At 52.2% G+C, this 20126-nt stretch carries 20 protein-coding genes and 12 tRNA genes; 27 read left to right on the forward strand and 5 right to left on the reverse strand.

Going from position 1 to position 20126, the window contains the following annotated elements:
* A partial coding sequence (locus L4C36_RS21035) for a cold-shock protein (protein WP_428479780.1) occupies nucleotides 1-142 on the forward strand: 142 nt, incomplete at its 5' end.
* Nucleotides 143-576: 434 nt separating this feature from the next.
* Here L4C36_RS21035 and L4C36_RS21040 read toward each other — a convergent pair.
* On the reverse strand, nucleotides 577-1683 hold the full coding sequence (locus tag L4C36_RS21040; protein WP_428479761.1) for a PilT/PilU family type 4a pilus ATPase: 1107 nt from the start codon (nucleotides 1681-1683) through the stop codon (nucleotides 577-579).
* Between the two features lie 19 nt (nucleotides 1684-1702).
* Nucleotides 1703-2740, reverse strand: coding sequence for a type IV pilus twitching motility protein PilT (locus L4C36_RS21045; protein ID WP_428479762.1), 1038 nt, complete (start codon nucleotides 2738-2740; stop codon nucleotides 1703-1705).
* 23 nt (nucleotides 2741-2763) lie between these two features.
* Here L4C36_RS21045 and L4C36_RS21050 point away from each other — a divergent pair, with 23 nt between their 5' ends.
* The 7 genes from L4C36_RS21050 to hemW all read left to right on the forward strand — a co-directional run bounded on the left by L4C36_RS21050 (nucleotide 2764) and on the right by hemW (nucleotide 7759).
* Nucleotides 2764-3474: a YggS family pyridoxal phosphate-dependent enzyme gene (locus L4C36_RS21050; protein ID WP_428479763.1), complete on the forward strand. Its 711-nt coding sequence runs from the start codon at nucleotides 2764-2766 to the stop codon at nucleotides 3472-3474.
* 105 nt (nucleotides 3475-3579) lie between these two features.
* Nucleotides 3580-4398: a pyrroline-5-carboxylate reductase gene (gene proC, locus L4C36_RS21055; protein ID WP_428479764.1), complete on the forward strand. Its 819-nt coding sequence runs from the start codon at nucleotides 3580-3582 to the stop codon at nucleotides 4396-4398.
* Nucleotides 4399-4407: 9 nt separating this feature from the next.
* Nucleotides 4408-4962: a YggT family protein gene (locus tag L4C36_RS21060; protein WP_428479765.1), complete on the forward strand. Its 555-nt coding sequence runs from the start codon at nucleotides 4408-4410 to the stop codon at nucleotides 4960-4962.
* On the forward strand, nucleotides 4959-5255 hold the full coding sequence (gene yggU / locus L4C36_RS21065) for a DUF167 family protein YggU (RefSeq protein ID WP_428479766.1): 297 nt from the start codon (nucleotides 4959-4961) through the stop codon (nucleotides 5253-5255). Before L4C36_RS21060 ends, yggU begins: the two co-directional genes overlap by 4 nt.
* A gap of 144 nt (nucleotides 5256-5399) precedes the next feature.
* The gene (locus L4C36_RS21070) at nucleotides 5400-5837 is read left to right on the forward strand and encodes a DUF4426 domain-containing protein (protein ID WP_428479767.1); all 438 of its coding nucleotides are present in this window, start codon (nucleotides 5400-5402) and stop codon (nucleotides 5835-5837) included.
* Nucleotides 5838-5986: 149 nt separating this feature from the next.
* Entirely contained in the window at nucleotides 5987-6580 is a 594-nt protein-coding gene (locus tag L4C36_RS21075) for an XTP/dITP diphosphatase (protein ID WP_428479768.1), read from the forward strand.
* Between the two features lie 3 nt (nucleotides 6581-6583).
* Complete coding sequence (gene hemW / locus L4C36_RS21080) at nucleotides 6584-7759, forward strand: radical SAM family heme chaperone HemW (RefSeq protein WP_428479769.1); 1176 nt, start codon at nucleotides 6584-6586, stop codon at nucleotides 7757-7759.
* Nucleotides 7760-7895: 136 nt separating this feature from the next.
* Here the strand turns inward: hemW and L4C36_RS21085 are convergent, their stop codons facing one another.
* The 3 genes from L4C36_RS21085 to trmB all read right to left on the reverse strand — a co-directional run bounded on the left by L4C36_RS21085 (nucleotide 7896) and on the right by trmB (nucleotide 10297).
* Nucleotides 7896-8465 (reverse strand): YggN family protein, encoded by a 570-nt coding sequence (locus tag L4C36_RS21085; RefSeq protein ID WP_428479770.1) that lies wholly within the window; start codon nucleotides 8463-8465, stop codon nucleotides 7896-7898.
* A 48-nt stretch (nucleotides 8466-8513) separates the two neighbouring features.
* On the reverse strand, nucleotides 8514-9434 hold the full coding sequence (glsB, locus tag L4C36_RS21090) for a glutaminase B (RefSeq protein ID WP_428479771.1): 921 nt from the start codon (nucleotides 9432-9434) through the stop codon (nucleotides 8514-8516).
* A 125-nt stretch (nucleotides 9435-9559) separates the two neighbouring features.
* Entirely contained in the window at nucleotides 9560-10297 is a 738-nt protein-coding gene (gene trmB, locus L4C36_RS21095) for a tRNA (guanosine(46)-N7)-methyltransferase TrmB (protein WP_428479772.1), read from the reverse strand.
* A 168-nt stretch (nucleotides 10298-10465) separates the two neighbouring features.
* Here trmB and mutY point away from each other — a divergent pair, with 168 nt between their 5' ends.
* The 19 genes from mutY to L4C36_RS21190 all read left to right on the forward strand — a co-directional run bounded on the left by mutY (nucleotide 10466) and on the right by L4C36_RS21190 (nucleotide 20010).
* Complete coding sequence (gene mutY, locus L4C36_RS21100; protein ID WP_428479773.1) at nucleotides 10466-11554, forward strand: A/G-specific adenine glycosylase; 1089 nt, start codon at nucleotides 10466-10468, stop codon at nucleotides 11552-11554.
* Between the two features lie 123 nt (nucleotides 11555-11677).
* Nucleotides 11678-12439, forward strand: a complete 762-nt coding sequence (locus tag L4C36_RS21105; protein WP_428479774.1) for a 5'-methylthioadenosine/adenosylhomocysteine nucleosidase — start codon at nucleotides 11678-11680, stop codon at nucleotides 12437-12439.
* A 99-nt stretch (nucleotides 12440-12538) separates the two neighbouring features.
* Nucleotides 12539-12811: an oxidative damage protection protein gene (locus L4C36_RS21110; protein WP_428479775.1), complete on the forward strand. Its 273-nt coding sequence runs from the start codon at nucleotides 12539-12541 to the stop codon at nucleotides 12809-12811.
* A 132-nt stretch (nucleotides 12812-12943) separates the two neighbouring features.
* Complete coding sequence (gene mltC, locus L4C36_RS21115) at nucleotides 12944-14086, forward strand: membrane-bound lytic murein transglycosylase MltC (RefSeq protein WP_428479776.1); 1143 nt, start codon at nucleotides 12944-12946, stop codon at nucleotides 14084-14086.
* A gap of 140 nt (nucleotides 14087-14226) precedes the next feature.
* A tRNA-Phe gene (locus tag L4C36_RS21120) sits at nucleotides 14227-14302 on the forward strand.
* A gap of 46 nt (nucleotides 14303-14348) precedes the next feature.
* Nucleotides 14349-14424 (forward strand) — tRNA-Asn (locus tag L4C36_RS21125).
* 47 nt (nucleotides 14425-14471) lie between these two features.
* Nucleotides 14472-14547 (forward strand) — tRNA-Thr (locus tag L4C36_RS21130).
* A gap of 59 nt (nucleotides 14548-14606) precedes the next feature.
* Nucleotides 14607-14682, forward strand: a tRNA-Phe gene (locus tag L4C36_RS21135).
* 6 nt (nucleotides 14683-14688) lie between these two features.
* Nucleotides 14689-14764, forward strand: a tRNA-Asn gene (locus L4C36_RS21140).
* A 46-nt stretch (nucleotides 14765-14810) separates the two neighbouring features.
* Nucleotides 14811-14886 (forward strand) — tRNA-Thr (locus tag L4C36_RS21145).
* A gap of 59 nt (nucleotides 14887-14945) precedes the next feature.
* A tRNA-Phe gene (locus tag L4C36_RS21150) sits at nucleotides 14946-15021 on the forward strand.
* A 43-nt stretch (nucleotides 15022-15064) separates the two neighbouring features.
* A tRNA-Asn gene (locus tag L4C36_RS21155) sits at nucleotides 15065-15140 on the forward strand.
* A gap of 46 nt (nucleotides 15141-15186) precedes the next feature.
* A tRNA-Thr gene (locus tag L4C36_RS21160) sits at nucleotides 15187-15262 on the forward strand.
* Nucleotides 15263-15321: 59 nt separating this feature from the next.
* Nucleotides 15322-15397: transfer RNA gene (locus tag L4C36_RS21165), tRNA-Phe, on the forward strand.
* 6 nt (nucleotides 15398-15403) lie between these two features.
* Nucleotides 15404-15479 (forward strand) — tRNA-Asn (locus L4C36_RS21170).
* Nucleotides 15480-15737: 258 nt separating this feature from the next.
* A complete protein-coding gene (locus L4C36_RS21175) occupies nucleotides 15738-17375 on the forward strand; it encodes a methyl-accepting chemotaxis protein (RefSeq protein ID WP_428479777.1) in 1638 nt (545 codons plus the stop codon).
* Between the two features lie 248 nt (nucleotides 17376-17623).
* Complete coding sequence (locus tag L4C36_RS21180; protein WP_428479778.1) at nucleotides 17624-18985, forward strand: lytic polysaccharide monooxygenase; 1362 nt, start codon at nucleotides 17624-17626, stop codon at nucleotides 18983-18985.
* A gap of 187 nt (nucleotides 18986-19172) precedes the next feature.
* The gene (locus L4C36_RS21185) at nucleotides 19173-19799 is read left to right on the forward strand and encodes a glutathione S-transferase family protein (RefSeq protein WP_428479779.1); all 627 of its coding nucleotides are present in this window, start codon (nucleotides 19173-19175) and stop codon (nucleotides 19797-19799) included.
* A gap of 135 nt (nucleotides 19800-19934) precedes the next feature.
* A tRNA-Phe gene (locus L4C36_RS21190) sits at nucleotides 19935-20010 on the forward strand.
* Nucleotides 20011-20126 lie beyond the last annotated feature (116 nt).

The raw sequence follows: 20126 nt of genomic DNA on the forward strand, positions 1-20126 counted from the left end.
CAACGGCGGTGCTGACGTATTCGTTCACTTCCGTGCTATCGCTTCTGAAGGCTTCAAGACATTGGCTGAARGCCAAAAAGTGTCTTTTGAAGTAGAGCAAGGCCAAAAAGGCCTGCAAGCTGCAAACGTTGTAGCGCTATAATTACAGAAGAGCGATCTTCTGAAAAAATGCTGGCCATGGCCGGCATTTTTTATATCTATCGATCCCCCTGCTCTTCCTCAAGACTTGTCCCTTTAAACTCGTCCCGCACTTACTCAAGACGAGGATCTCGCACCGACTCTCCCTGTACACCTTTTCCAACGATCAACACCCTAACGCTGACCCCCCTCTGCGGCTGATCAAACGATCCTCGCGGATCCTTGATTGCACAAGGCGCGATCAGCTTGTACAGCTTTTGGACACCTTGAACTCAAAAGCTCTATAACCTGATCACGTCGGGTACCGCCTTCACTAAGCGCTATAAAAACAATATGTTCTGTAGCACATTATTTTTTAGATTATAAAAAAAGCGTTAGGTCGGTGACGATCCTAACGCTTTTCGCTCATGGGTGATCAATAACACTTTGGCGCGGGTATTAGCCCATATCGACCGTCACACCGTTCAAGGTGCTTTGGAAGATCTTATCTTTACTGCCGACTTTGATCATCAAACGTAAGTCATTCGCAGAATCCGCATGGTGCAAGGCATCCTGCTCGGTGATCTTACCCGTGCGGAACAGCTCATACAGGGACTGATCAAAGGTCATCATCCCCGCTTCAGTGGATTTCGCCATGGTGTCTTTGATTTCATGCAACTCACCACGGCGGATCAAATCGGCCACGCGCGGTGTATTGAGCAATACTTCAAACGCCCCGTGACGCCCCATCCCGTGTGCATCTGGGATCAGCTGCTGTGCCAAAATACATTTCAGGTTCAGGGACAAATCAAACAAAAACTGATCGCGGCGTTCTTTCGGCACCAAGTGCAAAATACGCTCCAACGCCTGGTTGGCGTTGTTCGCGTGCAAGGTCGCCATACACAAGTGACCCGTTTCAGCAAAGTTCATCGCATACTCCATGGTTTCAGGAGTACGGATCTCACCGATCAAAATCATATCCGGCGCCTGACGCAAAGAGTTCTTCAGCGCCACTTCGTAACTTTCGGTATCCAACCCGACTTCTCGTTGGGTCACGATACATTTATTATGCTTATGCACAAATTCGATCGGATCTTCCACTGTCAGAATATGACCACTGCGATTGCTGTTACGGTAACCGGTCATGGCCGCCAACGACGTTGACTTACCCGACCCCGTAGCCCCCACCACCAGCACCAAGCCACGCTTGGCCAGCGCCATCTTCTGCATGTCCATGGGCAGGTTCAGCGAGAAGATATCCGGAATTTTCGTTTCAATACGGCGGATCACCATGCCCGGCAATTCACGCTGCCAAAAAGCACTCACACGAAATCGGTTTTCACCGCGCACGAGGGCAAAGTTCGCCTCTTTCGTGATCTCAAACTCAGTGCGCAGGCTGTTGTCCATTGCATAATCAAACATCATATCGACCGTATCAAGGGTCAGGGTCTCACCGATAGGATGCAAGCTACCATCGACGCGCAGCAGACACGGCGCATCTACAGTGATGTAGAGGTCCGAAGCTTTACTGCTCACCATTTCATTGAGCGCTTCTTGTAACGTCATGGGGATTCCTTAAATCGGGTTAAAACTGGACAAAGCTACTGTCGACTACACGGCGCCCTTCTTCGGCTTCGACCAGTCCTTGTGCCACCAACATTTTCACACTCTGCTCCATGGTCTGCATGCCCATCGACGAGCCCGTTTGGATCATGGAATACATCTGTGCCACTTTGTCTTCACGGATCAAGTTACGGATAGCCGGGGTGGCCATCATCACTTCGTGTGCCGCAATACGGCCGCCGGTGACGCGCTTAAGCAGCGTCTGTGACACCACCGCACGTAATGATTCCGACAGCATTGAGCGTACCATCGGCTTATCGCTGCCCGGGAAAACGTCAATGATACGGTCAACGGTTTTGGCAGCTGAGCTGGTGTGCAAGGTGCCTAATACCAAGTGGCCGGTTTCTGCGGCGGTTAGCGCGAGGCTAATGGTTTCCTGATCACGCAATTCCCCCACCAGAATCACATCGGGATCTTCACGCAACGCAGAACGCAGAGCGTTCTGGAAACTATGTGTATCACGGTGCACTTCACGCTGGTTAATCAAGCAACGCTTACCGGTATGAACAAATTCCACCGGATCTTCAATCGTCAAAATGTGGCGATTAAAATTGTCATTGATGTAGTCCACCAACGCCGCAATGGTGGTCGATTTACCGGAGCCTGTTGCCCCTGTCACCAACACCAAACCACGTTGGCACTGCGCAATTTGATAAAAAATATCGGGCACTTGCAGTGATTCTAATGTCGGAATATCGACCGGAATGGTACGGAACACCGCCGCACTGCCGCGCCCCTGACGAAAGGCATTCACACGGAAACGGCCCACATCCGGCAACTCAAAGGAGAAATCCACTTCCAGCTTTTCTTCAAACTCACGACGCTGGGCATCGTTCATGATGTCAAACACCAAACGGTGTACTTCACCGTGGTCTAACGCAGGCAAGCTAAGCTTACGTACATCACCATCCACCCGGATCATCGGAGGAACACCCGCAGAAAGGTGCAGATCGGAAGCATTATGCTTTACACTAAAGTCCAGTAGTTCGGTGATATCCATCAATTTTCCCCAAAGAATCAATTATGAACAGTATCAAGCAAAACATTGTGCAGGTCATCTCTCAGATTGGCACTGCAACAGAAAAATGCGGTCGAAATGCAGGTTCCGTGCAACTTTTGGCTGTAACCAAAACAAAACCCATTGCAGCTATCGAAGACGCCATTGCTGCCGGCCATTATGCCTTCGGCGAAAACTATGTTCAGGAGGGGGTGGAGAAAATCCAATATTTCGCACAAAAATCTTCCCCTGAACCGCTGTGCTGGCACTTCATTGGCCCAATTCAGTCCAATAAAACCCGTCCGATCGCAGAACACTTTGATTGGGTTCATTCCATCGACCGCGCCAAAATCGCGCATCGATTAAGTGAGCAGCGTCCCGCTCATCTGCCGCCACTCAATGTATTATTGCAAGTAAACACCAGCGGTGAAGACAGCAAAGCCGGTTTGAACGTGGCTGAAGTGGCCGCCTTGGCCGATGAAGTGGCCAGCATGCCCAATTTGGTGCTGCGCGGCCTGATGTCGATCCCAGAGCAAGCCGATGACTACGACAGCCAATTCGCGGCGTTCAGCAGCCTGCGTGATGCCATGACCACCCTGCAAGCCAAACACCCGCACCTCGATACGCTATCGATGGGCATGAGTGGCGATCTGGATGCGGCAGTGGCCGCAGGCAGCACTATCGTGCGCATTGGCACCGCCATTTTTGGTGCCCGCGATTACACGACAAAAAAGTAACAGAACATTGCAATACAACGTATAAATACTGCCACAGCGTATAATCAGCCAAGGAAGGGCTGTGTCCTCCCTTTTGGCCTCTCGACATGATTGTAAGGATTTAACATGGAACAACGTACGATTGCCTTTATCGGTGCCGGTAACATGGCCCGCTCTATCATCGCCGGTTTGGTCGCCAGCGGGTATGCGCCCGATCTGATCACCGCGACCGCGCCGAGCCCTGCCCGCCGTGAGCCACTCGCGCGTGATTACGGGATCCACACCACCGACAATAATCTGGATGCCGCCTCTCTGGCCGATGTGATTGTGCTGGCGGTGAAACCGCAATTAATGGCAGAGGTCTGTCAGCCGCTGCAAATTCTCGATTTCTCCGGCAAATTGGTGATTTCTATTGCCGCAGGCATCAATGCCAACCGTCTCAATGAAATGCTAGCGACCAAGCTCAATCTTGTTCGCGTGATGCCCAATACCCCTTCATTGATCGGCAAAGGCATGAGTGGCCTGTACGCCGGGCCGGATTTGAACGTCAACGATCACCAATTTGCGGAAGATTTAATGCATGCGGTCGGTGAAGTGTGCTGGGTTGAGCAAGAGTCTGGCATTAACGGCGTGATCGCGGCAGCAGGCAGTGCACCGGCGTATTTCTTCCTATTTATGGAAGCCATGCAAGCGGAAGCGGTGACACAAGGCTTTAGCCCAGAGCAAGCCCGCCTGCTGGTGCAACAATCTGCATTGGGCGCGGCAGAAATGGTGAAAGCCAATCCGGACATTGCACTGGATACACTCCGTGAACAAGTCACCTCAAAAGGTGGCACCACAGCAGAAGCGATCCGCACCTTTAACGATCACCAACTTGGTGATACCGTAGCCCAAGCGATGCGCGCGGCGGTAGCCCGAGCTCAAGAAATGGAAACATTATTTTAAGGTTAGTTTATGAATGCAATGGGTTTTCTCGTCAACACGCTCTTTGACCTCTACATCATGGTGGTGCTACTGCGCATCTGGCTGCAGTGGGCAAAAGCCGATTTTTACAATCCGTTCTCTCAATTTATCGTCAAAGCGACCCAGCCTGTCGTGGGCCCGCTACGCCGTGTGATCCCATCATTGGGTGCATTGGATATGGCCACCCTGCTGTTTGCGTACCTGCTTAGCATCGGTAAATTTGTGATCCTGAGCTTGGTGGTCGGCGGGGGCTTGATGTTCTCACCGGATCTCCTGTGGATTGGTGCGCTGTCCTTGCTGAAAGCCGCGGGTGGCTTATTGTTCTGGGTACTGCTATTGCGTGCGATCCTCAGCTGGGTCAGCCAAGGCCGCAGCCCAATGGAATACGTGATGCATCAGTTGACCGAACCAATGACCGCGCCAATCCGCCGTATTATCCCAGCCATGGGTGGCTTGGATCTGAGCGTGTTGGTGTTGTTCATCGGCCTGCAATTTGCCAACTTCCTGATTGGTGACATGGTTGGCCAGATCTGGTTCCAACTATGACCGTGAGCGCCGTGAGCAAGGACGGGGACGATTTGGTGATTCGGCTGTATATTCAGCCCAAAGCCAGCCGTGACCAGCTCGTGGGGCTCCATGGTGAGGAATTGAAAGTTGCCATCACCGCACCGCCGGTGGATGGCAAAGCGAACGCCCACTTAACCAAATACCTCGCGAAGCAATTTCGCGTCGCCAAAGGCCAAGTGGTGATCGAAAAAGGCGAACTGGGACGGCATAAACAAGTGCGCATTGAAGCGCCCAAAGTGATCCCGGACACCGTCGCGGCACTATTGGCCTAACCCGCCATCACACGCCACCTTTCAGCCCGTTTCCCCCGTTTCAAACAAGGGGGAATCGGGCTGATTGCTATACTAATGGAACCCTACCCACCCGCTGTTTAGGGCGAGTCCCTAGCGCGGTGCGTATCACAAGGACTAGAGACCATGATCCGATACATCCGCCGACTGATGCTCTTGTGTGCCAGCCTGCTGCTGACCCTGCCCGCCTATGCCGAACAATTTGAAAAAATCGCGGCATTGGAAGTGCACTATTCCAGTTTCCCCTCCACGTTTCTTACCCCGGACATTGCCCAGCAATACAACATTCAACGCAGTCGCTATAACGGCGTGGTCAATATTACCGTGATTGACACGGCACAAGCCGGCAAGCCCGCGGTAGCCGCCGTCATCTCTGGCAAAGCCAAGAACCTGATTGGCCAAGAGAAAAAACTGTCGTTTCGTGAGATCCGCGAAGGCAACGCGATTTATTACATCGCCGAAATCAAACACGCCAACGAAGAGCGGTTTACCTTTACCATTGATGTGTCGCAACAAGGCACCAATGGCACGCTCGACTTCCAACAAACCTTCTACGTCGACTAAACCGCCTTGGCCGACTTAGCCAGCGTGCTATCCGGCCTCAGCCCCAGCCTGTGCCCTTTTATTTTCGCCGTAGTAGGATAAGATAGCGCCCACTCACGCCCCATGACCGGGCGTGCTCCCACTGACTATCGACGTTTCGAGGAACCGCAATGAGCAAATTAGTACTGGCCACGGGTAATCAAGGCAAAGTGAAAGAGATGGCAAGCCTGCTGGCTGACTTTGGCTTTGATGTGGTCGCCCAGAGTGATTACAACGTTTCCTCGGTCGCCGAAACCGGCACCACCTTCATTGAAAACGCCATCATCAAAGCACGCCATGCTGCGAAAGAAACCGGCCTGCCTGCGATTGCGGATGACTCCGGTTTGGAAGTGGATTTCCTCAAGGGCGCACCGGGTATCTACTCTGCGCGCTATGCCGGTGAAGACGCGTCGGATCAAGCCAACATCGACAAGCTGCTTGAAGCGATGCAAGGCGTACCCGCGGAACAGCGCACTGCGCGCTTCCATTGTGTGTTGGTGATGATGCGCCACGAAAATGACCCGACACCGTTGGTCTGCCACGGCACGTGGGAAGGCAGCATTACCGAACACGCCCACGGCGACAACGGTTTTGGTTACGATCCGATTTTCTGGGTACCGGAAGATCAGTGTGCCTCTGCCGAGCTAGAACCAACGCGCAAGAAACAACTGTCCCACCGTGGTCAGGCACTGGCGCAGTTATTTGCAGCCCTAAAGGACAAATAAGCCATGCTCGTGCCACCACCACTCAGCCTGTATATCCACATTCCTTGGTGTGTGCAGAAATGTCCGTACTGTGACTTTAACTCGCACGCGCTGAAAACCGCGATCCCTGAGCTCGATTACATCGACGCCCTGATTGAGGATCTCGAGATCGATCTCGCGGCTTACGGCCTGAACAACAGCCAACGTCCGCTGCACAGCATTTTCATCGGCGGCGGCACACCCAGCCTGATCTCGCCGGAAGAAATTGGGCGTTTGTTACAGGCGGTTCAGCAGCGCCTTCCGTTCAGTGATGACATTGAAATCACCATGGAAGCCAACCCGGGCACCGTCGAAGCGGGTCGCTTTGATGCGTACCGAGCAGTCGGTGTGAACCGTATTTCCATCGGCATCCAAAGCTTCCAGGATGAGAAGCTGACTCGCTTAGGCCGTATTCACGGCGGCGATGAAGCGATCAAAGCCGCTCAACTGGCCACAAATGCGGGCTTAAACAGCTTCAATATCGATTTGATGCATGGCCTGCCAAATCAAAGCGTGGACGATGCGCTGTCGGATCTGAAACAAGCTATCGCGCTGAATCCACCGCACCTGTCGTGGTACCAGCTAACGATAGAGCCGAACACCCTGTTCTACTCAAAACCGCCGACATTGCCGGATGATGATGATTTGTGGGACATTTTCGAGCAAGGCCACCAGCTATTGGCAGAGGCTGGCTATGTGCAGTATGAAATTTCCGGTTACAGCAAACCGGGCAAGCAATGCCGTCATAACCTGAACTACTGGCGTTTTGGTGACTACCTGGGCATTGGTTGTGGTGCGCACGGTAAGATCAGTTTTGCCGATGGCACGATCACCCGCACGGTGAAAGTGAAGCACCCGCGCGGTTACCTCAATGCAGCTAAACCGTATTTGGATCAGGAAACGCAAGTGGCGGACAGTGAGCGCCCGTTTGAGTTCTTCATGAACCGCTTCCGTTTGCTCGAAGCCTGCCCGAAACAAGATTATCCGGATCGAACTGGCTTACCGTTAAGCACCATTGCCGAGCCTATTGAATGGGCATTAGCACAAGGCTATCTCGTGGATAACGGCGAAGAATGGCAGATCACCGAACACGGTAAGCTGTTCCTGAATGATCTGCTGGCGGCATTTGTCGAAGATGACGAAGACGATGCTGACGCATAAGCGATCAGGCATAAGCCACACGCATACACCGCCACGTATCTAGCGTTAGCGCGGTATGGCGCGTAAAAACACAAAGAGCAGCCCATGGGCTGCTCTCTTTTTTTGTTACGTGCACAGGTTTGTTACATGCACGGAATCACTCGGTGATGCTCACCGTCTGCCAACGTTTTAACGCCGGGATCAACGATTGGATTTCATGCTCTTTCGCTTGGCGCGCAGCCACACGCTGGCACAATTCTTCATTGATCAATTGCGAACGGGACAAGGTATAGGGCAAGTCATCACGCATGAAGGCGTGGTAGTCCGCCAAAGCCCCCATTTGATCCGCATTAAGCTTCACTTTATGAATGCCGAAATACAGCTGCCCACTGGATTTAACCAAAAAGGTTTTATCACGCATATCCAAGGTTAACACATCATCTTGCAAGCTGATCCCATTGTGCCATTCCAACTGACACACCGGGGATGGCACGGCAGGAGAGGATGACGCAGAGGGTTCAGTTTGCGCTGATACCGGCTGTGCCTGCACGCTGGGGGTCGCAATTGTCGTGGCCGCGATGATCCACACCGCACCACACACGGCGCGAGATAGCGCCCCACCCATCTTGCGCGTCATATCATGACCGACTGGCCACCACGCGCCCCCGCGGGGAGTGCCCTTCATTTCATGCTGCTGCGGATCATCGTGCATCGACTCATACGGCATAGTCTTCTCCCTTTCACCGAGAGCAGCCATGCCAGCGCAGCTGTCTCGTTAAAAAATCGAACGTCCAATACGCTCAGCGAGTAACTCCAGAGCCGCCGTCCCCGCCAGTGAATTGCCTGACGGATCCAACTCGGGTGACCACACCGCAATGGTCATTTCCCCCGGTACAATGGCAACAATACCGCCACCGACTCCAGACTTACCTGGCATCCCCACACGGTAAGCAAATTCCCCGGCACCGTCATACAGGCCACAGGTCGCAAGTAATGCATTCATTTGCTTACACTGAGTTTGGGTGATAATTGTTTTTTTTGCGCCCAAAGGAAGCCCTTTGTTTGCTAAATAGCTGAATGTACGAGCTAAATCAACACAGCTCATTTTGAGTGCACAATAGCTAAAGTAATTACTGAGCACCGGCATCACTTCGTTATTGAAGTTACCAAACGAGCGCATCAGGTAGGCAATCGACGCATTCCGATCGCTGTGCTGCATCTCTGACGCGGCCACTGCCTTGTCATACACAATGTGCGGGTTACAGGCCAATTCACGCACCAACTCCAGCATGCGGTACTGCGGGGCTGACAATCGGCTGTGCAGCAAATCCGACACCACCAACGCACCGGCATTGATGAATGGATTACGGGGAATGCCGTTTTCCAGCTCAAGCTGGATCATCGAGTTAAACGCATGGCCCGACGGCTCTTTGCCGACCCGTTGCCAGATCTCTTCGGGTTCATACAGGCTCATCGCCAACGTTAAGCTCAATGCCTTGGAGATCGACTGAATCGAGAAGCCTTCTTCACAGTCGCCGGCTTGAATGATCTCGCCGTCGTTATAACACACCGCGACACCCAGCTTGTGCGCCGGTACTTCCGCTAACGCGGGAATATAGTCTGCCACCTTCCCCTGACCAAGCAGGGGTCTGACTTCATCTAGAATCTCATTAAGCAACTGTACGGTTGGCTTCATTACACGTTCTCCAAGGGTAAAAAAGCCAACACTAAGGTTGGCTTTCTTGTTTAACACAGTGGCCGTATTCGACGTTCACGCTGCGCCTATGGCACGCTCGACGTCCGAATCGGCAGGGGCATGATTTATTCAGTACGTGCGTACTTCATGTCCCATACGCCATGGCCTAAACGGTGGCCACGCGCTTCAAATTTAGTTAGCGGACGATCTTCCGGACGCGCGATGTAGTCGCCGTCGGTCGCCGTGTTAGCGTAACCCGGTGCCGCATTCATCACTTCTACCATGTGCTCTGCGTAGTTTTCCCAGTCAGTCGCCATGTGGAAGATACCGCCGATTTTTAGCTTCTTACGCAGCATTTCAGCGAATTCTGGCTGCACAATACGGCGCTTGTGGTGACGCGCTTTGTGCCACGGATCAGGGAAGAACAACTGGACGCAGTCTAGGCTGCCATCTGGGATCATGTGTGCAAACACTTCAACGCCATCATGACACATGACACGTAGATTCGTCAGGCCCGCTTCTTCTGCTGCCATCAGGCAAGCGCCCACGCCAGGGCTGTGTACTTCAATACCGATGAAGTTTTTCTCTGGGGCATTTTTTGCCATTTCAACCAAAGAGGCACCCATGCCGAAGCCGATTTCCAGTACCACTGGCGCTTCACGGTTGTACACCTCTTTCCAGTCCAGCATCTGCTGAGCGAAGTCGATACCCATTGTCGGCCAATTTTTTTCCATTGCCAATTCTTGGCCTTTGGTTAAACGGCCTTCACGACGAACAAAGCTACGAATTTTACGTACCAGTTTGCCGTCTTCGGTAAATTCAGTCAGGGTCACTTCGCCTGACTTTTTTGAAACTTCGCTCATGCTTACTATCCAAACAAAAAAGAAACGGAACGGCATTATCCAAAGTTACAGATTAAGTGCAAGTCTATCGTTTGCGAGTCGCTCCAGTTTATGGTGCAATCAACAGCCCAATATGCCCCCTATCATCATGGCACGCATTCATTGCGGTCAGTAACGTGAGCCTAGCCTGTGACGAACACCTTCTCTGATGCCATTTTAGCGTGGTATGACAAATTTGGCCGGAAAACCCTGCCTTGGCAGCAAGAAAAGACCCCGTATAAAGTCTGGCTGTCGGAAATTATGCTGCAGCAAACCCAAGTGGCGACCGTGATCCCGTACTTTGAACGTTTCATGACACGCTTCCCGACCGTGGCCGATTTAGCCGCCGCCGAGCAAGATGAAGTGCTGCACCTGTGGACCGGTTTAGGCTACTACGCCCGCGCCCGTAACCTGCATAAAGCCGCCAAGTACATTGTCGACCACCACCACGGCCAGTTCCCGATCGATATTGAACAGGTCATGGCGCTACCGGGGGTGGGTCGTTCGACCGCTGGCGCCGTGTTATCGTTATCGCTCAAACAGCCGCATTCGATCCTCGATGGCAACGTGAAACGCACCCTCGCCCGCTGTTATGCCGTCGAAGGGTGGCCGGGCAAAAAGCCGGTCGAAAATGCCTTGTGGTCGATTGCGGACGCCAATACGCCGATCGAAGGCGTAGAACGCTACAACCAAGCCATGATGGATATGGGGGCGATGATCTGCACCCGCAGCAAACCCAAATGCGAATTATGTCCGGTCGCACAGCAGTGTCAGGCCAAAGCCAGTGGCCGCCAAGCCGATTTCCCGGGGAAGAAACCCAAGAAAACCCTGCCCGAAAAGCAGACGTGGTTTGCGATTTTCCAGCGTGGTGATCAAGTGTGGCTGGAACAACGCCCGCAAAGCGGGATCTGGGGCGGTTTGTGGTGTTTCCCACAGCACGACACGGCCACGCTGGATACCGTGATCGCGACACGGATCACCACACCGGATCAAGCGATCACCGCACAGGAACACCTCACCGCGTTCCGCCACACCTTTAGCCACTACCATTTAGATATCGTGCCGATGCACTATACGCTGACGCCCACCACGGACATTGTGATGCCAACATCGCCTGACGGGGAGGATGCCCGCACAGGGCAATGGTACAGCTTAACGGATCCGGCCAAAATTGGCTTAGCGGCCCCGGTGCAGAAGATCCTCGACAGCTTGGCTTATGAGCTGACCCATTCGGCCTAACCCGCTATTCCCACAACGGAAACAGGCAAAAGGAATAGGCATGAAAACTGCCTATTCCCTCTTCCCATAAAAGCCGTTATTATCGCGCCGATTATCATCCCCTTGCTGCTGAGATGCCTATATATGTCTAAATTTTCTCTCTTTTTCGCTCCTCTACTGGCTTTATGTTCTTTTTTTGCCTCCGCAACGCAAACGATTGCTATCGTCGGTGCCATGGATGTGGAAGTGAACAACCTGATCCCGGAAATTGAACAACACAAAGCGGTACAGATCGGCCAACATACGTTTCATACCGGTACCCTGCGCGGCCACCCTGTGGTAGTGACCCGCTCCGGCGTCGGCAAAGTCAACGCCGCAATCACCACCACGCTGTTGATCCGTGAATTTAAAGCCGATCAATTCATCTTCACCGGTATCGCCGGTGCAGCAGCCCCTGAGCTCAGCCCGACCGATGTGGTGGTGTCCAATGCCTTAGTGCAGCACGATGTGGATCTGACCGTCTTTGGCAGCCAACCGGGCCTGATGGACGGTTTTGAGGATCGTCTGTTCCACGCTGATCCGCGTTTGGTAAAACTGGCTCAGCAAGCGGCTAAAAAAGTGGTCGGTAACGATCATGCCTTCACCGGCATCATTGCCACCGGCGATCAATTCATTGCCGACAAACAGCGCGTAGCTGAGATCCGAAGCGAATTCAATGCGATGGCAGTAGAAATGGAAGGGGCCGCCGTGGCGCAGGTGGCCTTCATGTTCAATAAACCGTTTGTGGTGATCCGCACCATTTCTGACAAAGCAGACGGTTCAGCCCACATGGATTACCCAAAACTGAAACAAGCCACAGCCGATAACTCAATTGCGATCACACTGGCAATGTTGGCACAGCTGTAACACGCCACGCTCTAGCCGCTTATCTCGGTCTCTGGTATAACTACGGCATGACAATTTCCCCGCCTTGTATGCCGGGGACCACTGTGAAAGGAACGCCTCATGAGCCGTACTGTTTTTTGTGCCCGCTTGAAGAAAGAAGCGGATGGTCTGGACTTCCAACTTTACCCGGGTGAGCTAGGTAAGCGTATTTTTGACAACATCTCAAAAGAAGCCTGGTCAGAATGGCAAGGTAAACAAACCATGCTGATCAACGAAAAGAAATTGAACATGATGGATCCCGAGCACCGCAAGTTGCTTGAAACCGAGATGGTGAAGTTTCTGTTTGAAGGTCAGGACGTGATCATTGACGGCTACACACCGCCAAGCCAATAAGGCCAGCGACTAAGCCCATCACGTTTTCGCCATGGCGGGACGCTTTTTTCTCGCCTGACAGCGCAAAGATATTGATAATGATCTCATTGACGATCTCGTGAATGGGATCTTTTTTTTGCCTGTTTGAACCTTATGACTTTACGATCCCTGCTGATTGCTTCTCTTTCTTTGCTGACGTTAAGTGGCTGTAGCCGCGAATTTGTCGAATCGGTCTACACCGTCGATTACAGCACCACCAACCGCTTTGCCAATAATTTAGCCCCAACGCCGGGTCAGCTCACCAAAGATGCCGCCGCCCTTGATCAACTGATGCACAGTTTCAGTGGCCAAGTGGAACGTTATTGGGGGGAAAACGATGCCTTAGTGGCCAGTAAACGTCAGTATGTCAAATACACCGATGGCTACCAGAGCCGCGCCCACGTGGACTTTGAACGCGGCGTGGTGATCGTCGAAACCGTGGCAAAAACCGATCCGACTCAACACCTTAAAGCGGCTATCAGCACCACGCTACTGACCCCAGATAACCCAGCAGGGGTCGACCTGTATTCCGACGCCGCCATCGAGTTGGGCGATAAACCGTTTTTGTACGGGCAGATCCTCGATAGCGAAAAACAGCCGATTGAATGGTCATGGCGCGCCAATCGCTTTGCCGATCACCTGATCACCACCCAACTGAAAAAACGTGCCGAACGTTACCATCAGGTCTATTACGTGGAGATCCCGATGGTGGCGGATCACGCCGACCAGCGCAGTTATAAATACGCCCACTTGGTGCAGGATGCCTCGCGTCGCTATGGGATCAGCGAAGATCTGATCTACGCCATCATCAAAACAGAAAGCAGTTTCAACCCTTATGCGGTCAGCCATGCCAATGCCTATGGCTTGATGCAAGTGGTGCCAGCGACCGCGGGGGTCGATGTGTTTAAGTTGGTCAAAAAACGCAGCGGCGCGCCCAGCCCCATGTATTTGTTTGATCCCGCCAACAACATCGACACCGGCACGGCGTACTTCTACTTGCTCCGTCATCGCTACTTGAAAGCGGTGAAAGATCCCCTGTCACTGCATTACAGCATGATATCCGCCTATAACGGCGGCACTGGCGGCGTACTCAATACGTTCCACAGTAACCGCGCACAAGCGATGAACAGTTTGAACAATTTGCAACCTAACCAAGTGTATTGGGCGCTGACCCATCGCCATCCCAAAGCCGAAGCACGCCGTTATTTGCAAAAAGTGACGGCTTATCAAAAAGCCTTTAATCAAGGGACGTTATAAGTAAAGCCAATAACGCGTGAGCCACAAATAAGCAATCACACCCAAAGACGAACAAAAAGCCAGCAAGCGAACAATCAGGGACGATTTTTCCGAAAAAAGGTTGACGAAAAACGCGAAAACCAGTTTAATAGCGCTCCGTTGCCTCGATAGCTCAGTCGGTAGAGCAGAGGATTGAAAATCCTCGTGTCGGTGGTTCGATTCCGCCTCGAGGCACCACTTCTTCTCTTTTGAAGAAAACGGTGCAAGCAACGAAATATACAATTCCCCTTTAGTTCAGTTGGTAGAACGGCGGACTGTTAATCCGTATGTCGCAAGTTCAAGTCTTGCAAGGGGAGCCAAATTCAGTGTTGAGCTTTAGGGCTTGAGACTAAAAAAGATTTAGTGTGCCGACTTAGCTCAGTAGGTAGAGCAACTGACTTGTAATCAGTAGGTCACCAGTTCGACTCCGGTAGTCGGCACCATTTCTTAGCAAGACCTGCGTAAGCAGTTTTGCAAGAGTTAACACTTCGGTGTGACTTTTGCCTCGATAGCTCAGTCGGTAGAGCAGAGGATTGAAAATCCTCGTGTCGGTGGTTCGATTCCGCCTCGAGGCACCATATAATTCCCCTTTAGTTCAGTTGGTAGAACGGCGGACTGTTAATCCGTATGTCGCAAGTTCAAGTCTTGCAAGGGGAGCCAAACAACGTCTCAAATCGAAAGGTTTGATACGAAAAAAGATTCGTGTGCCGACTTAGCTCAGTAGGTAGAGCAACTGACTTGTAATCAGTAGGTCACCAGTTCGACTCCGGTAGTCGGCACCATTTCTTAGCAAGAYCTGCGTAAGCAGTTTTGCAAGAGTTAACACTTCGGTGTRACTTTTGCCTCGATAGCTCAGTCGGTAGAGCAGAGGATTGAAAATCCTCGTGTCGGTGGTTCGATTCCGCCTCGAGGCACCATATTTAATCTCACACGGTTAACGTGCGAGAAGAAAGTAACAATTCCCCTTTAGTTCAGTTGGTAGAACGGCGGACTGTTAATCCGTATGTCGCAAGTTCAAGTCTTGCAAGGGGAGCCAAACAACGTCTCAAATCGAAAGGTTTGATACAAAAAAAGATTCGTGTGCCGACTTAGCTCAGTAGGTAGAGCAACTGACTTGTAATCAGTAGGTCACCAGTTCGACTCCGGTAGTCGGCACCATTCTTTAGCAAGACCTGCGTAAGCAGTTTTGCAAGAGTTAACACTTCGGTGTGACTTTTGCCTCGATAGCTCAGTCGGTAGAGCAGAGGATTGAAAATCCTCGTGTCGGTGGTTCGATTCCGCCTCGAGGCACCATACAATTCCCCTTTAGTTCAGTTGGTAGAACGGCGGACTGTTAATCCGTATGTCGCAAGTTCAAGTCTTGCAAGGGGAGCCAAATTAAACCTTAGTCGAAAGACTGAGGTTTTTTTTCGTCTGCTGAAAACCACACAGTCCCCCCCTCCCCCTCATCTTTCTTTTCTCTTTCCCGCGACTCGTTACTCGTTACTCGTTACTCGTTACTCGTTACTCGCGATTTATCTCACTTTGTGCCGTAAATGCCACAAGACATACCCTACCACCATGATTTATTTTACAAAATCCCATGTAGGGATTATAAATACCGCCCTCATTTGCCACCTCGATATCATTATCCATGAAATTGAAACACCAAGCGTATTTTCTCTCCGCCATGATCCTGCTCGCGTTGTTCATCAGCAGTGCATCGGGCTTATGGTCAGCGCGCGTCGCCAGCAGCGAAGACAACAAAGCCCGCGTGACCGAACTGTTTAACAGCGCCTACAGCATCTTGTCTGAAGTCGAGAAAATGGCAATTGAAGGCCAACTCGACGAGACACAAGCGAAAGCCCTGGCGACCCGCTTGCTGCGCAATAACCTGTACAAATACAACGAGTATGTTTATGTCGTCGACAGCAATATGACGTTTGTTGCCGCACCGCTTGATCCCCAATTGCACGGCACCAGTTTCAATGACTTTAAAGACGCTGACGGCAACAGCATTGGTCAACTGATCCAACGCGTACTGGCGAACAGCCGTAATCAACTGGTGGAATACACCTGGCACCAAGCCCTGCCAGATGGCACGATTGAAAAGAAACTGTCGATTGCCAAAAAGACCCCGCATTGGGGCTGGGTAGTCGGCACCGGTATCGGCTTTAATGAGGTCAACGCCCGTTTCTGGTCGAATGCCCAATGGCAGCTTCTATTGTGCCTATTTGCCGCTGGACTGATCTTGTGCGTCCTCACGCTGGCCATTAAACGCATTATTACCTTGTTAGGTGGCGAGCCGGATGATGTTCGCGCAGCCGTACAGTCGGTTGCCAACGGGGAAATTCGCACCGCTTTCCCTTACGCCGCACCTGATGGCAGCATTTATTTCGCCGTACAACAGATGAACCACTCACTGGCGCAGTTATTGAGACAGCTGGATCTATCTATGCGCGCACTGCGAGAAGAGTTGGCCTTAGTCAGCGATCGGGCAATCATACTGGCCGCACTGAGTGAAACCCAGCAGCAATCAACCGAGATGATTGCGACCGCAATGACAGAAATGGCGTCTTCGACCGGCCATGTTGCCAGCTCGGCCAAAGACACCGCACAGAGCACCTTGGAAGCCGATCAACAGAGTCAGCATACGCAACAGTTGATCCAATCGACCGTAGTCAATATTGAAGGGTTGGCCACCGATCTCAATACCGCGGGCCAAGCCGTGTCACACCTGGATCATGACATCAACAGCATTGCAAAAGTGTTGAATGTGATTGGGGATATTGCCGAGCAAACCAACTTGCTGGCGCTCAATGCCGCGATTGAAGCCGCGCGTGCCGGTGAACAAGGCCGAGGCTTTGCGGTGGTTGCCGATGAGGTACGCAGCTTGGCGGGCCGCACACAAAATAGCACCAAAGAAATTCGCGACATGATCAAGAGCCTGCAGCAGTCATCACATCATGCACTCAACGCCATGGACACCTGTGCCAGCACCAGTATGAGCACCGTTGAACAATCGCGTCAGGCCTCCGACGCGTTAAGCCAAATTGTGATGGCGTTAGAGTCCATCACCGGCATGAGCCACCAGATCGCGTCAGCCGCCGATCAACAACAACAAGTGGGCGATGACATTGCCGAGCGCATCAACCTGATTGATGACAGTGGCCGTCAGCTCAGCCACGTGATCACGGACAGCCATGCCAGCACTGAAGCCTTAAGTCAGCTCTCACAAGCGCTTGAGCATTCTATCAGCCAATTTACTATTCTCTCTGCATCACGCCGCTGATCCTCACAATCACCACAGGGGTTCATGTGCCACATTCGGCACCTGAACCCACTTCTTCGACGTGTATCGCGTTAAACCCCACAAAAATACATCACACAAACAGAAATCTATGCACTCTCCTGTGCGCTGACATTTTTAATTTGCGACAAACTCGAATTTAGGCGAAACCCACTCTGTAGAACAAAAAACCTACAAACCTATAACAATAAAAATTCGATAACAGCAACAGCGATCAAAATGGAGAGAGAATGAAATTCAGCCAACCCAAAGCCACAGCCCTTGCGGTTGCCTCGCTTTGTGCGCTGGGCTACAGCTCAGTCGCATCCAGTCACGGCTACATGGAGTATCCACCGGCTCGTCAGGAAATCTGCGCCAAAGACGGCGGTTACTGGGGCGCGCAAGACGGCTCACAAATTCCGAATGCCGCTTGCCGTGCCGCCTTCCTTGAGTCCGGCTGGTTCCCCTTTGTGCAAAAACCTGAATTTGCCAAGCTGGTCTCTAACTACCGCAATCAAGCCGCGGTAGAGAAAGCCGTACCGGATGGCTCCCTGTGTGCCGCCGCCGATAATAAAAAAATCGGCATGGACGTCGCGTCCGCCGATTGGCAAAAAACCGCGATCACGCTGGATAAAAACGGCCAGATGACGGTACTTTACCGTGCTGAAACGCCGCATAATCCGAGCTTCTGGAAGTTTTACCTGACCAACCCTGGGTTTGATAGCGCCACACAAACCCTGACGTGGGCCGATCTCGAATTAGTTGATCAAGCCGATAATGTGCCGGTCACCGTGATCAACGGTAAAAAATACTACGAGATGACCCTCACCCTCCCCACCGACCGTACCGGTGATGCCATTCTCTACTCACGCTGGCAGCGTATCGATCCCGCCGGTGAAGGCTTCTATAACTGCAGTGATATCAGCTTTGGCGGCGAACCGACTGACCCAGGTACACCGGCGCCTTGGTTCAACGCGGGGCCATTCCTGAAAGCCACCACGGATGCCCAAGCAGGCGATACGGTATGGTTCCGTATTTTCGATGCGAACGGCAGCGAGAAAGTGTTTGAAAAACTGGCTATTGATACCGGTAACGAGGCCGAATCAGTCTGGGCGCGTACCCTTGCCGACACCATCAATAGCCGCTTTGCCCAACACGGCCAACTCGGTGTACTGGATGCCACGCAGGCGATCACCTTTGATCCGAGCGATCTCTATGCCAATCAGGTGTATCTCCCCAATGCAGACTTTAGCTTCCGCCTGGAAGTGAAGGCTGAGCCCGTCACACCGCCACCGCCWGTWGAGCCGCCRCCSCCCGTYGAACCRCCACCAACCGGAGAGACGACCTGGCAGGCCGATGCTGTCTATTTGGCCGGTGATAACGTGGTCTATAGCGGACAAACGTATACCGCTAAGTGGTGGGTACAAGGTCAACGCCCGGATAAGAGCGCCGCGTGGGAACTGAATGCCTCGGCGGGCAGTCAAGCGTGGCTGGCCAGCAAAGCTTACAATGCTGGCGATCAAGTCACTCACCAAGGTGTTACTTATAAAGCCAAGTGGTGGACCAAAGGCACCGTACCGGGCACGGCGGGCAGCCCATGGCAAGCCCTCTAATTCCCTCGTTTTATAATCCCAGAGCCTGCTAATCCAGGTTCCCGGCTGAGCCTCTTCCCGTAAGAGGCTCTTTTTTTCTTTTTCTATTTTTTCCTTCTCCCCCTCGCGTTCTCAGCCCTGACCTTGAGTTCCCGTCCCGCACTGGCTACGTTTATTAACATCCCTTCACGCCATTCAAGGATGAAAAATGCTCACGCTGTACGGTTACCCACAAACCCGCTCGTTACGTGTGTCATGGTTATTGGAGGAATTGGGGCTCGACTGGCACTATCACCCGATCCGCTTTCATCAGAACGCGCACCGAGCACCGCAATACCTCGCACTAAACCCACAAGGCAAAGTGCCTTGCCTCGCCGATGATGACTTGGTGATCAGTGAATCCACCGCTATTTGCCTCTATTTAGCGGAAAAATACGGTCACCATTGGCTTCCCGCACCGGGCACTGCCGAGTCTGCCCGGCACCATGAATGGATCAGTTTCATTACCACGGAGCTGGAACAAGCCCTTTGGACCATGGGGAAACACCAATTTGCCTTACCCGAAACCATCCGTTTACCGGAAATATTGCCGGTCGCGGCATGGGAATGTCGCCGCGCACTCAAAACGGCCGAGCAACGCGTGCCTGAAGAGGGCTTTCTTTTAGGTCACTTTCCGACCGTTGCCGATATTTTTCTTACCCATACCCTCAATTGGGCAATCAAGTTTGAACAAAAACTGCCGCTGAAAGTAGAAAAATACCGCCAATTTGTCAGTCGACGCCCGGCATTATCCCGTGCCATAGAGCGAGAGCAACGCGCCTTACACGGCACCTGACACCCACAAATTACTATCAAAACCCCTTAATAAGTTCAAAAACCGAGCGAACAGCCGAAAAAAAGGTAAGTTGAGTATTTTTTCAAAAAAAAAGCATTGACGAAAAGTCCGAAAACCAGTTTAATGCGCTCCGTTGCCTCGATAGCTCAGTCGGTAGAGCAGAGGATTGAAAATCCTCGTGTCGGTGGTTCGATTCCGCCTCGAGGCACCACTTCTTCTCTTTTGAAGAAAACGGTGCAAGCAACGAAATATACAATTCCCCTTTAGTTCAGTTGGTAGAACGGCGGACTGTTAATCCGTATGTCGCAAGTTCAAGTCTTGCAAGGG

Origin of the sequence: Photobacterium japonica (assembly GCF_050337005.1) — a bacterium.
Classification (GTDB): Bacteria; Pseudomonadota; Gammaproteobacteria; order Enterobacterales; family Vibrionaceae; genus Photobacterium; species Photobacterium japonica.